Source organism: Bradyrhizobium japonicum USDA 6 (genome assembly GCF_000284375.1).
Taxonomy (GTDB): Bacteria; Pseudomonadota; Alphaproteobacteria; order Rhizobiales; family Xanthobacteraceae; genus Bradyrhizobium; species Bradyrhizobium japonicum.
Window position 1 is genome coordinate 3,672,445 of record NC_017249.1, and the last position, 12,312, is coordinate 3,684,756.

The window sequence follows — 12,312 nt, forward strand, 5'->3', positions numbered from 1 at the left end:
TCGCGGAGGGTTTGATGCGGGTCGCGCTTCAGCCGAGGATCCGCAATGAGCAGCACGATCGACGCCGCCGGAAAACCCGCGAGAACAACACGCCGTCGCTTCCTGCAAGGCGGCACCGCGGTGGCGGGCGGCGCCGTTCTGGGCGCTGGTGCGTCGGCCGCGGCGGAAACGGATAACCTTCCGCCCAACATTCCCGAATGGATGAAGGCACCGGGCGAGCCGATGGGAGCCCAGCCCTATGGCGCGCCGTCACCGTTCGAGAAGGACGTCGTCAAGAACATCTCGAAGACTCTTAAGCAGTACATATCGGCTTCCAGCCGGACGCCATTGCGGGAGCTCGACGGCATCATCACGCCGAATGGATTGTTCTACGAGCGGCATCATGGCGGTGTTCCGACCATCGATCCGGCGCAGCATCGGTTGATGCTGCACGGCCTCGTCGAACGGCCCCTGATCTTCACGATGGACGATCTCAGGCGCTTCCCGTCGGAGTCGCGCATCCACTTCCTCGAATGCTCCGGCAATCCCGGTTACACCAAGCCCTATGGCAAGACGGCATCGGACCTCGTGGGTCTGGTGAGTTGCGCCGAATGGACCGGCGTGAGCCTGAAGCTCGTGCTCCAGGAGGCCGGATTGAAACCGGACGCCAGATGGGTCGTCGCCGAAGGCGCTGACGCCGCCGCGCTGACGCGCAGCATTCCGATCGAGAAATGCCTCGAGGACGCCCTTCTGGTCTACAGCCAGAACGGCGAGCGCTTGCGTCCGCAGCAGGGCTATCCCCTGCGGCTGTTCCTGCCGGGCTTCGAAGGCAATATGAGCGTGAAGTGGCTGCGCCGTCTGCACGTGACCGCGGAGCCAACTTATTCGCGCGAAGAGACCTCGAAATACACCGATCTCTTGCCCGACGGCACGGCGCGCGAATTTTCCTTCTACATGGAGGCGAAGTCGATCATTACGCGTCCCTCGGGCGGTCATCGCCTGAGCGCGCCTGGCTTCCACGAGATCACCGGCATCGCCTGGAGCGGACATGGCAAGATCAAGCGCGTCGAGGTGTCGGTCGATGACGGCAAGAGCTGGCAGGACGCGCGATTGCAGGAGCCGGTGTTGACGCGCGCCCTCACGCGCTTCCGCCTGCCCTGGCAATGGGACGGCAAGCCGGCCGTGATCCAGAGCCGTGCCGTCGACGAGACCGGCTATGTGCAGCCGACGCTGGCCGAGCTGCTCGCGGTGCGCGGCGAGAACTATTTCTACCACAACAACGCGATCTGGCCCTGGCGCATCGCGGCCGACGGCGAGGTGACCAATGCGCTGGCGTGAGAGCTGCGGCGTTGCCGTCGCAATCGCGCTGGGTGCCTTCGCGAGCGAGGCGCATGCGCAAAGCCCTTATGGCATCGGTCGCCCTGCGACGGCTGCGGAGATCGCAGGCTGGAATATCGATGTCGGACGTGACGGCAGCAATCTGCCGAAGGGAGGCGGTTCGGTCAGCCATGGGCGCGAGGTGTTCGCCCAGCAATGTGCCTCCTGCCACGGCGATAAAGGCGAGGGTGGCCTGGGTGACCGGCTCGTCGGCGGGCAGGGCACGATCGCGACGGCCAGGCCGATCCGCACCGTCGGCAGCTATTGGCCTTATGCGCCGACGCTGTTCGATTATATCCGCCGCGCCATGCCGCAGAACGCGCCGCAGTCGCTGAGCGACGAGGACGTCTATGCGGTGTCCGCCTATATCCTGAACCTGAACGGGCTGGTGGGAGCCGATGCGACGCTTGACGCCAAATCGCTTTCGGCTGTCAAAATGCCGAACCGCGACAGCTTCGTCGGCGACGCGCGCCCGGACGTGAAAAAGTGATCATATCGGGACGATCTGTTCCGCGTAGTGGCTCGGAACTTGCTTAAGCGAAGGCCGGAACTCGCGGGATACGTTTGAGTTAACCCGCGAGAGGAAACAGCACGGGTCTTTCGATGACAACAGATCGCTTCGCAAACTCCATGTCCTCGGCGCTTCGTCATCCCGGCGTGATCGCGCTGATCGTGGCCGGCTTGACGATTGTTGCGATGCTGATCGTCGATCACGGGCCGTGGAACCGCGCCAAGACGCAGCCGGCTCATGTCGCGATGTATGCAACCACGGGCGAGGCTGCACATGCCGCCGGCGCCAAGGTGCTTCCCACCGCCCCGAAGTCGCCGGTCGAGCCGGAGCGGCCGGGGCCGAAGACATCTCCGACCGTCAATCCGGTGACGCCGTAATACGGTTCATCAGCGTGCCGGCCGCGCCCGCGGCCTTCATCATCGTCGCCGCGTCCCAGATCTTGGCGTCGCAGATCCTGGCGTCGCAGATCTCGGCGGCACTGTCGCCGGTCTGGTCAGCCGATCGCGGACGAGCCGAGCAGCGCGAGGACGGCCAGCGCCATGATCGCGGTGCCGAGCCAGCCCAGCGCGACCAGCCGTGATCGGGCTTTGAAGCGCCCCATGATCGCACGGCTCGAGACGATCAGCATCATCATGGCCATGACCGGCACGGCAACGATGCCGTTGAGCACCGCGCTCCATACCAGCATGTGGATCGAGTCGATGCCGGTGAAGCCGAGGCCGAAGCCGATGATGGTTGCGGCCGCGATGATGGTGTAGAAGCCGACCGCTTTTTCCGGCTTCGCCTCCAGCGTGGCGTGCCAGCCGAAAATCTCCGCAACGGCGTAAGCCGCCGAGCCCGCCAGCACCGGGATCGCCAGAAGGCCGGTGCCGATGATGCCGAGCGCGAACAGCGCGAAGGTGAAGTCGCCGGCGAGCGGACGCAGCGCTTCGGCCGCTTCCGTCGCCGAGTTGATCCTGGTGACGCCATTGCCGTTCAGCACGGCCGCCGTGGTCAGGATGATGAAGAAGGCGATGCTGTTGGAGAGCAGCATGCCGACGATGGTGTCGGCCTTGATGCGCGCGATTTCAGGGTCGCCCCCGCTCGGAAGGTCGCGCAGCGGCTTGTCGCGCTTGCCCTGGTTCATCTCCTCGACCTCTTGCGAGGCCTGCCAGAAGAAGAGATAGGGGCTGATGGTGGTGCCGAGCACGGCGACGACCATCAGGAAATAGTCGGCGCTGATCGTCGCCTTCGGCCAGACCGCGGCGAGCAGCGCGGTGCTCCACGGGATATTCACCGTGAAGGCAGTGGCGACGTAGGCGAGCAGCGTCAGCGTCAGGAATTTCAGCACCGGCGAATAGCGGCGATAGGGCACGAACACCTGGAGCAGGGTCGAGCCCGCCGCGAAGATCAGGGCGTGCTCGTGATTGAGCCCGCCGATGACCAGCGAGAGGGCCTCCGCCATCGCGGCGATGTCGGCGGCGATGTTGAAGGTGTTGGCGATGACGAGCAGCGAGACGAGCCCCAGCACGATCCAGCGCGGCGCGAGCTGCAGGACGTTGGCGGCGAGCCCTTTGCCGGTGACCCGGCCGATCCGCGCGCTGACGAGCTGAATCGCGATCATGAACGGCAGCGTCAGAAACACCGTCCAGAGCAGCCCGTAGCCGAATTGCGCACCCGCCTGCGAATAGGTGGCGATGCCCGACGGGTCGTCGTCGGCCGCGCCGGTGATGAGTCCGGGTCCCAGCCGTTTCAGCAGCCCCGGCCCGGACTTCGCCGAACCTTCGGCGCTGTCGTGCTTGGCGGCGTGCTGCTTCGATCGGTTTGACAGGGCTGACCTTCCGGAATTGCGAAGTGTGCTTTAAGCGCGATCATGGCAGCAAAGTTCCTGCGTCGGCCAGCGCCGCCGCCTGCTGACGCCAATGCTCCGTCATTGCTTTGACACGTCGGGCAAAACACCTGTAGAGTTGTACCATAGCAGAGATCGTCGGGCCCGCACCGTCACCGGTTGCGGGCTCTTCGTTTGCCTCCCGTTCAAAACGATCGCCAGCCTCTCGCGCCAGAGCATCTCGCCGACGGCCGGCTGATCCCTGGACACAGAGGCCATCGGCGATCAGGCAGCACTTGCTCGATTGTCCGCCGTCGCGCGGCACGAACTGGTTCTCATGACAGTAGCGCCCGCCGACCGGCGGGGTTAACGTTGTTGCGCTGATTCGCGCCTTCCGAAAATTTGGAACCAAAGCTGGATGAGCGCGTTGCGGTGCCGCTTGACGGGCCGTTCCAACCCGCCCCGGCAGCAAAGTCACGGTGCGGTGCTGCCTTGCCCAAGGCCGGGCCGCGCGCCGTACGAGCAAAGAATTTGCAACGACAAAAGGGGGCACATTTGGCCGCCGATCTGGTTTTCAGAATTGCAATTGCCGGGCTGTTTGTCTTTTCAGCGGTGCTGGCTTCCATGCTGTGGCTGAACGTGTGAGCCTCGACGTGTGAGCCTCGCCCTGTGAGTCTCGCTCTGCCGTTTGGAACGGCCGGTCCATGGTGGCGTTTTTCTTCCGTGAGGGAGGAAACGCAATGGACAATCTGACGAAGCGCGGGCAACCGGACCGCAGCAAGATCAATATGCACGAGGCCTACGAGGTCAAGTACTGGACGCACGCGCTCGGCGTATCGAAGGAGGAGCTGCAGAAAGCCGTCGACAAGGTCGGCAATTCGGCCGCCGCCGTCCGCAAGGAATTGGGAATTAACGGTTCAACGCAAAGGACGTGACGGAGCGCATCGTGCCTGCGCTGAGCTGCGGCGTGCTTCGCGCCGAAACGCGCGCTGCTACTTGATGCTGACGAACATGCCCCAGGCGGCGGCCAGCGCGCCGCCGGTGAAGACGACCACCGGGTTGTCGCAGAACGTGCTGCCATAGCTGCACACGTTGGCACCGAACTGGCCGAGCTCGTGATGGCTCGCGGAGTAGAACAGTCCCGACAGCACCAGCAATGCGGCGGCGACGTAATACATCGACGTTATCTCCAGCCTGCCCGTGCGCCCTCGCAAGGGACATGTCCCAGCATGGCGCGGGGAGATTTCATTTCGCCGAATCCGCTTCGCCGCATTTGGTTAAAGTTTGACCCATTGGGCAAACGATGTCGTGATTGAACGCGAGCGGCCGGCGCCAGAACAAATGTGAGATAGTTCATATCCGGCGCGTTACCGGCGTGTTGCCATTCCGGTGTGTCCGGCGAAACTTCATTTCTTTCGCTATGCGCTGCGGTTCGGACTGTGCGGAGGCGTTGAATGGTCAATATCAAGGTTCCTCTTAATCCGGTGCAGAAACGCGGCTTGTGGCCGCCCAAAGGCGGGCGCGAATATCCGGTCCTGGATACGGACGACTGGTGGAAAATTGCGGCGCGCGAGCACATGGATGCGTGGGCGTTGATCGAGTTCAATTTCCAGACGCACGTTCCCGAGGAGGTGAATTGGTATTTGCGAGAGCTCGTGGGTTGCCGCCACAGCCGTGACGGGGGCGCAACTACGCGTTTCTCGGGGCTGACCCGAAGCTGCGCAAAATCTATCTTCCCGCTGTGCCGCCTCCGCCCCCACCTAAACCCATACCCTGGCCCGACAAACTCAAGAAGCTCCAGTACGAGGTGGAGCATTCGAACGATCCGCAAAAGGAACGCTTCCTCTGCATGCTCAAGGCGATGGAGAACCGCCGTGATGATCGCGTGATCTTTTGGTCCACCATAGCCCCGGGCCCCGAGTGGGTTGCTCCGCTTGGCGTTGAGGGAAGAGGGATCGGGAGAGCGTTGATCGATTCACAGTGGCTCTATAAAAATATAAAGACCGTGCGGGATGTGGACCTTCTTCCGTATGGCGACGGGATGCCGAGAAGCGATACTTTCGTGATCAGCTTCCACAAATATCTGTTTGAAACGGCTGAGCCTTCCATCGGTATCCTGCGCGCGGCGAACGCAGAAATCGTCAAGACGCATGTCATGCTGGATCGTTGGGCGAACCAAAGCATGGGTGGAAGTTCGTCGATGCCGACGTGTTATCGCGCAATCAAGGAATTCATTCGCTTGCAGGAGCAAAGTGATTACCCGTCTGTCATCAACTGCATCGTGACAACCGGCAGGTAACCAGTTCCCTGGGCGGATGACTGCACCAATCCCCACCGCTTCAACGTACGCGCCCTGGTTCAAAGGCCCGCACGTCAATGAAGCATCTTGCGGGACGCATTGAAGGTGAGGATCGCGCTCACGACGCCGTCGCGCGCGACATAGGAAATGGCTGCTCCATCGGCGGATGGCTGGAGATCGTCCAGATGCGAAGCGGGATAGGCGCGCAGGCCCTGCCGGTTCGAAATCGTCTTCAGGCCGCCGCAGGCGCCGCCTCAGTTGGCGGCCTTTTGCGGCGACTTCCATCTCATTTGCGGTGCACGCGATCGGGCGGTTAGCTCCGGAGTTATCCGCTCCCCGTTCAAGTGTCCTGATCCGCCTTCGCGGATGTCAAAGCAAAGGGCCGCTGTCCTGGACAGCGGCCCCTCATGTTTCCGGGTTTCAATAATTCCGAAATGAAATTCCTCGACCAGCTCCCCGGGTTGCCATTTTTTCCCGGTTAACAAATCCTTGCCATAACAAATGTGAACCAGACCGGTAAATTTCCCAGTGTCCTGATCTGCCAGCAATCCGCGGTGAGGAAGGCGGTCGGGCAGGTGGGCGGCGGCGCCCCAACCCCGTCCTGCGCTCCCGCATTTCTCCTGCATTGACTATTTGTTCATGATTTGTTCTTATTGTCCCATCATCAGGTGGAGATGGGCCGTGGACAACCGCATCAATGAAATCCGCAACATCGTCAGAGCGTTACGCGTCAGCATGCGAGAGGCCGAGGCCATCATGCACGAGCAGATCAATCGCGACGAGGACTGCACCTTCGTGGCGGAAGAGATCATGAAGATGCGCGTCGTGATGAGCGGCCTGGTTCAGGAGCGGGCACGACTCGGCGACAGCGAGCCTATTCTCGTGCACAGCCTCTTCGTTCCGCGCCGGCCGCCGGCAGCCCCGCGGACTGGTCTTGCCAATGGCGGCCTCGTACCGCACGGAATTGAGCAGCAACGCGGCCACGCACGCCCGTGAACGGAGATGGCGTTCAGACCGCGCGGCAAGCGGCAGACGTATGATGTCGGCTACGAGCCAAGAACTCCGCGGCCAGGCGTCGGCCGTAAAGAAAGCGGTCAACAGCCGGAAGGAGGTGGGGAAGAGGTTGCGGAATCGTAAGGTCCCCCTTTGGAACTTCCTGCTGCAAACTCGAATTGGTTGTGTGGTCGGCCCACCGCCGATGGCCGGCCTGGAATGGCGGCTCCGGCGCCCCCAGCCCCCGTCCCGCGCCGGGGCCGTTTCCAGGAGTTAGGTGGGACAAAAACACCGGCGGCATCGCCGCCAGACGTTCAGCAGGCACCTGTGTAGATCGTCTTCTGGAGATCGTTTTCGGTCTCGACGAAACACGCCTGAAACATTGCTGAAACCAGATTGTCCTGAACGCCGCGCCCGTTGGCCTCGACCAACGGAGCGAGAAGGAGACAAGTCATGATCCAGGTCGGTTCGAAAGAAGAAGTCGCGTTTCTGCTGGCGCTGTTCGGCACGCACACCCAGCCGGTCAAGCGGCCGAAGCCGAAATCGCAGCAACGCTGACGGCTGAGCCATGCCCGGTTTGGCCGATTGCCAGAGCCTCCTGCGTCTCCTGATCGCAAGGGGCGATCCGAGGGCCATTCCACTCGCCAAAGGCGCCATCGATCAATATTTGAACACCGCGCCGGCCAGCCTCCGCGGGCGCGGCCTGCGCGTGCTCCAGCGCGACGCGCTCGACCAGCACGGTGCCGCGGTCGGGGTGCAACGCTCCTTCGCCGAGACGGTGGACGCCTATATCGAGCGCAAGCTTGCGGAGGAATGACACCTTCCGGTGCAGCGGCTGGGGCAGCGTGGCTGCCGGTCAGGCTGCGACGGGTGGCGTGGCTTGCGTCAACAGCCCGATCTTCCGGTCGAGATGCCAGACCTCGACGTCGCCCCGGCGCGTGAACTGTTGTGCGACGCGAAGCGCGGCTGCGTCGGAATCGGCCTCGAACGCTTCGGCGGAGCGAAACACGCCGTTCTCGCCGACCAGATAGGCGCGGTATTGCCGGGTCATGTCGGCGCCCTCAGGCCCGACGAATGCAGCCAGGACTCGATCTGGATGGCCGTCTCGTCCTGCCGCGCCCGGCGCAGCAGCATCTCGCGGCGGCGCCCCGGCGCAAGCGCCTGGGCCTCCTCGCGAAGCCGTGCGGCCTCGTCTGCGAGCCGCTCGTGGAGAGTTTTGGACTGTTTGAAACGACGTCGCTTCAGCATGACACTGCTCCCTCGTTAGAGTGGGGCGGGAGCGCAACTGGCGTTCTCATCACCGACCGATGCCACGTGCCGCGCGGTGGTGACTGACTGTAGGCCTGTCCTCGGCGGGCGTCTGCAACATTTGATACATTCCTCCGGAAATCTCGAGCGTCCGTCGCGGCGAGGTTTTAGTCCCTTGAGCCGGGGGCCGTCAGCCCCGACAGGTCGAGCGCGAACACGCTGCCAGGCAGCGAGCTCGCATGCATGGACTTTCGCGCATCGGTCGGAACAGCAAAAGCGTGAAGTACCGGGCGAACAGGTGTTGACATTGTTCTCGTTATGTTCTAGTTGGCATCAACTCAACCTATGAGCGAGCCGTGATCGATTGTCAGTCACGCCTCGAAACTTACCTGAGGCGGCCGAATGAGTAAGTCGTTTCTTGCCTTGGTCTTGTTGGAGACTCCTGCAACTCCGGACATGGTCGCGCTCGCCAAGGCCATTCGCGCGCGACATCCCGAACTGCCGATGGAGGTGGAAGGAGGGGGCGAGGGGAGCGCACGCCAGGGTTCGCCGCTGATCCGCTGTGGCAACGAACTCGTTGTGGTGATGGCGATGCCGGCACCCATTCCGGAAGATACCGGCCTCTGGTCGCGCGCTTCCACGATATGGCCGCAGGCCAAAGCGGTCGCGGCGGGGCACCGAGGGCATCTGATCGTTTCGGTGCTTGGCCAGAATCAGCGACCATTACCCACCGCCCGTTTGACGACTGCAGTCATCGGCGCGCTGATAGCAACCATGCCGCAATGCTGCGCCGTCGTGTGGAACGGCAAGGTCGCACGATCCACCGATCTATGGCTTGACCTGTCCAGCCGATCGCTCGCGCCGTTTCCGGATTATCCCTGCTCGCTTTGGATCGACATACTCCCCTTCCGATCAGAGGCGGGCATCGGCGCAGTGACGATGGGGCTGGCGGCGTTTGCCGAACGTGAAATTCAATTCGAGACCCACAAGCTGTCCCTTGGAACATTGCTCAACAAGGTCGACGGTCTTGCCGCCTATCTGGTCGAACACGGAGCGGTGGTCAAGGATGGCGATACGTTTGGTAGAGACGCGCGCGAGCGCTTTTCGGTTCGTCACAAGGACTCCGATCAGTTCGGTGGCTTGCCTGTGCTTTTCTGTAGCGATGGTTCGGCGTGACTCCGCGTGATGATGCGCGAAGGGATATGCGGGATGTCGTTCAAGGTCGATCGTTGACACGTCGGGCAAAACACTGGCAGGATGGCATCATCGAGATGAATTCGGACAAAGCCCGCGGGGATGCCGCGGGCTTTTTTGTTGGCAGTTGATATTGGTTCTACGTCGCCCTGCAGGCATGATGTTCAATGGGCGGAGTCATGGGTAACAGAACGACAGTCTTCATTGTGACCGACCAAAGGCGCGAAGCGCCCACCGTTACGTGATGAGCCGGACGTATATTCGGCAGGAGCATAATTTTATGGCTGTATCCCGTAATCCAAAGCGAAGGCCGAAGGGGCCGAAACTCTATCGTGTCGGGCTGGATTTCAGAATCCACACGCGCCCCGGTTTGGAAATGGAGAATTTTGCCGCCCTTGGCGCCGGTCGCGTGCTGCTTTCACCACGGGGCAAGCGAAGCTTTCCTGCGCTGGCCGAAACGCCACGGCTGCTGATCGACAAATCTCTCGGTCGGCCGCCGGTCGATTGGGAGCTATTTCACGACTTCTGGCTCGTATCCGATCGGATGAAGAGTGTCCTGGAGGCCGTGGATAGCGACGGCGTGGCGTTCCTGAGGTGCGAAACGCGGTCGTTGCGTGGAGATGCGCCCGTCTATTGGCTTTGTGATGTTGTCCGCAAGCTCGAGGTCATCGACGAGGAAAAGTCGATCGTCGAAATCCTGGATGATGGGACAGATTTCAGGCGGTACGATAACACGGCGATTTCAAGCTTTGTCTTTAGGGAGGAGGCCATCGGTTCGGCTCATATTTTCCGGCCGCGCTTTCTAGAGACGAGGATTATTTGCGACCAGGCAATGAAAGACGCCTGTAAGGCTGCCGGGGTCAGAGGCCTAAGCTTTGGAGATCCCTACTTCAATTACGATAGCCTTCGCCCCTAGTTTTCTTCACGTCGAGATTCGGGGAAAATCCGGCTTTGTCTGTTTGTGGGCTCGCCGAAGACATTCGCACGACTCTAACGACTCTAGCAGAGGGGCGGATGCCCCGATTTCATTTCAATAGTACGGATCGCTGCCGTCGTCACGCCGACCTAAAGGCGACGACGTTGTAGGCGCGGCGTGCCGATCGGCGATGCCGGGTGCGGCGGCCGCATGGACCTCTAGCGCGCACGCAAAGCGGCCGGCTCTCGCCGCCGGCCATCCACCAAGCATTTCAGATCAGACCCGCCGGCTGCGATTACCAGCAGCCCGGACGCCGGCCTGCGCCAGAAAAGTAGCAGTCGCATGTTCCAAGATCATCACGTCTTAGCGCAGAAATTTGCAGGCCATCCGGTTATCCGTCTCTTGGGGGAACGCTTCAATCATGATGCGATTCGAAATCTAATCGCGTTGCCGTCAAGGCAGCCGCTGGCAACCGAACTTAGTTCAAGTCCGCATACGGGGGGACATCTCGGAACGTACTACAAGGGATTTTGCGAGCATCTGAAGGAGCTCAAAACGTCTCCAAGGTTCGCCGCGGCTAGCGCGGGCGATGCACGTGCGCTGGACGAGGTAGCTTCCGAGTTGAACGCGCTTGTTGCCGCTGCCAAGTACGCGCTAGCGAACGGTCATCTGTTTCCCAATACTCCCAAGGGAATGACGCCTAAGGAGGCAAATGATGAGAACAACAAATGGTTCTCAAACTGGAGGAAATATGCCGAGGACAATGCAGAGCAGATTCGGCAGATGCAGGAGACAGTTGATCAGTTTCACAATGCCGGTCAGCGGTATGCAGCTTTGCATTTTCCGCTTTTGTCCCCGACCAGCGATCTCAGCATGGCAGAGAGGATCGAAATCTTAAAGCGCTTCCCAAAGGGCTCTCCGATTTCGCTGCAATTTACCGCTGTTGGCGCTGTCCCTGGTCTTCCGGGCCTCGTTCCACCCTTTGTCAATACCCGCTTGCCAGGATTCATTCCGCCTTCACTTGAGGGAGCGAACGAGCCGGAAGGGTTTACACCAAGCAATCCGCTTCTGACCTATGGATTGCCAGGGTTTCCGGTCCCTCCCTCAGATTGGCAACGTCTGATGCAAGTGCCTCCCAGCGTGGCTATGCCGCCGGAGCCGCAGGTCTTGCAATTTCACTCGGAGACAGGCCAGCCACTCACGCGTCTCTCTGATGGATCACAAGTGCTGGGGCCGCAGGCACCTCCTGATCAGGGCTCTGCGTCGCTGATGGGGGCGGCTGTGCTTGGTACAGGAGCGATGATGCTACCTGTAGCACAAGGCCTTGGCGCTGCGTTGCTCGCAGGCTCAACTGTCGCCGCCCTCACTCGCCCCGCTTTCCCGGCAACCATCTCCAGCGATGCCAAGGTTGCAGATGGCAGCGTCTTTTCCAACGGAGCAGCTCCCTATCAACCGTTCGACGTTAACGTTCCTGTCCAACGCCTTGATGATGGATGGAGGGATACTCTCGAGCCATCCGCCAGCACCTTTGCAGATCGGTTCGGAAACTGGACCGACACGCCAGCCGGAACTATGCCTGCCCAGAATGTACAACAAGCGCCGACCCCTCCTGCCGCGGGAGCAGTCGCACCCGAAGAGGTTCGGCGTCTCACCCGCGTCAACGCGACAAATGCGAGCAGCGTCTTCACATCAGGGAGTGCGCCAGTCCCGTATCTGCCGTCCACGGAATTCAACGATCGGTTTGGCAGCTGGAGCATGCCGACTGGCGAGGGCCGCGCACAACAGGCGAACATGCCGATCGGCGCGTTCGCGGAAGAGCCGCCTTACATCATTCCGCCGCCGATCTTCGGGGTGGATGATCCGGGCTACCCGCGCAATGATGCTGAAGAATGGTTTGCGCGCTGGATACGGCCGTTGCTTCGACCGGAGTGAAGGCGTCGAAGCCCTAGGCACACACTGGCAGAATGGCATCATCGAGATGAGTTCGG

At 61.5% G+C, this 12,312-nt stretch carries 14 protein-coding genes; 10 read left to right on the forward strand and 4 right to left on the reverse strand.

Going from position 1 to position 12,312, the window contains the following annotated elements; all coding sequences use genetic code 11:
- Positions 1–45: 45 nt before the first annotated feature.
- The 3 genes from soxC (at position 46) to BJ6T_RS17170 (ending at position 2,244) form a co-directional block, all read left to right on the forward strand.
- On the forward strand, positions 46–1,317 hold the full coding sequence (soxC, locus tag BJ6T_RS17160; protein WP_028170524.1) for a sulfite dehydrogenase: 1,272 nt from the start codon (positions 46–48) through the stop codon (positions 1,315–1,317).
- Positions 1,304–1,846, forward strand: a complete 543-nt coding sequence (locus BJ6T_RS17165; RefSeq protein ID WP_014493711.1) for a c-type cytochrome — start codon at positions 1,304–1,306, stop codon at positions 1,844–1,846. Before soxC ends, BJ6T_RS17165 begins: the two co-directional genes overlap by 14 nt.
- A gap of 113 nt (positions 1,847–1,959) precedes the next feature.
- Entirely contained in the window at positions 1,960–2,244 is a 285-nt protein-coding gene (locus tag BJ6T_RS17170) for a hypothetical protein (RefSeq protein WP_014493712.1), read from the forward strand.
- A gap of 116 nt (positions 2,245–2,360) precedes the next feature.
- Here BJ6T_RS17170 and BJ6T_RS17175 read toward each other — a convergent pair whose 3' ends face one another.
- Positions 2,361–3,605 carry an NRAMP family divalent metal transporter gene (locus tag BJ6T_RS17175; RefSeq protein WP_080588611.1) on the reverse strand — a complete coding sequence of 415 codons (1,245 nt, stop codon included), beginning with the start codon at positions 3,603–3,605 and terminating at the stop codon, positions 2,361–2,363.
- Positions 3,606–4,414: 809 nt separating this feature from the next.
- On the opposite strand from BJ6T_RS17175, the gene BJ6T_RS17180 reads away from it, so the two are divergent.
- Complete coding sequence (locus BJ6T_RS17180) at positions 4,415–4,609, forward strand: DUF3606 domain-containing protein (RefSeq protein ID WP_014493714.1); 195 nt, start codon at positions 4,415–4,417, stop codon at positions 4,607–4,609.
- Between the two features lie 57 nt (positions 4,610–4,666).
- On the opposite strand, the gene BJ6T_RS17185 is transcribed toward BJ6T_RS17180, so the two are convergent.
- Positions 4,667–4,852 carry a hypothetical protein gene (locus BJ6T_RS17185; protein ID WP_014493715.1) on the reverse strand — a complete coding sequence of 62 codons (186 nt, stop codon included), beginning with the start codon at positions 4,850–4,852 and terminating at the stop codon, positions 4,667–4,669.
- A 671-nt stretch (positions 4,853–5,523) separates the two neighbouring features.
- Here BJ6T_RS17185 and BJ6T_RS17190 point away from each other — a divergent pair.
- The 3 genes from BJ6T_RS17190 to BJ6T_RS17200 all read left to right on the forward strand — a co-directional run bounded on the left by BJ6T_RS17190 (position 5,524) and on the right by BJ6T_RS17200 (position 7,783).
- A complete protein-coding gene (locus tag BJ6T_RS17190) occupies positions 5,524–5,973 on the forward strand; it encodes a hypothetical protein (protein WP_144038003.1) in 450 nt (149 codons plus the stop codon).
- 681 nt (positions 5,974–6,654) lie between these two features.
- Positions 6,655–6,969 carry a hypothetical protein gene (locus BJ6T_RS47260; RefSeq protein ID WP_014493718.1) on the forward strand — a complete coding sequence of 105 codons (315 nt, stop codon included), beginning with the start codon at positions 6,655–6,657 and terminating at the stop codon, positions 6,967–6,969.
- A gap of 565 nt (positions 6,970–7,534) precedes the next feature.
- Positions 7,535–7,783, forward strand: coding sequence for a hypothetical protein (locus tag BJ6T_RS17200; protein WP_014493719.1), 249 nt, complete (start codon positions 7,535–7,537; stop codon positions 7,781–7,783).
- Positions 7,784–7,822: 39 nt separating this feature from the next.
- Here the strand turns inward: BJ6T_RS17200 and BJ6T_RS17205 are convergent, their stop codons facing one another.
- Complete coding sequence (locus BJ6T_RS17205) at positions 7,823–8,017, reverse strand: hypothetical protein (protein WP_014493720.1); 195 nt, start codon at positions 8,015–8,017, stop codon at positions 7,823–7,825.
- On the reverse strand, positions 8,014–8,214 hold the full coding sequence (locus BJ6T_RS17210; RefSeq protein ID WP_014493721.1) for a hypothetical protein: 201 nt from the start codon (positions 8,212–8,214) through the stop codon (positions 8,014–8,016). The genes BJ6T_RS17205 and BJ6T_RS17210 overlap by 4 nt, the downstream gene beginning before the upstream one ends.
- A 402-nt stretch (positions 8,215–8,616) precedes the next feature.
- On the opposite strand from BJ6T_RS17210, the gene BJ6T_RS17215 reads away from it, so the two are divergent.
- The 3 genes from BJ6T_RS17215 to BJ6T_RS45710 all read left to right on the forward strand — a co-directional run bounded on the left by BJ6T_RS17215 (position 8,617) and on the right by BJ6T_RS45710 (position 12,256).
- A complete protein-coding gene (locus BJ6T_RS17215; protein ID WP_014493722.1) occupies positions 8,617–9,390 on the forward strand; it encodes a DUF4261 domain-containing protein in 774 nt (257 codons plus the stop codon).
- A 298-nt stretch (positions 9,391–9,688) separates the two neighbouring features.
- Complete coding sequence (locus tag BJ6T_RS17220; protein ID WP_014493723.1) at positions 9,689–10,324, forward strand: imm11 family protein; 636 nt, start codon at positions 9,689–9,691, stop codon at positions 10,322–10,324.
- A 342-nt stretch (positions 10,325–10,666) separates the two neighbouring features.
- Positions 10,667–12,256, forward strand: a complete 1,590-nt coding sequence (locus tag BJ6T_RS45710; RefSeq protein ID WP_014493724.1) for a hypothetical protein — start codon at positions 10,667–10,669, stop codon at positions 12,254–12,256.
- Positions 12,257–12,312 lie beyond the last annotated feature (56 nt).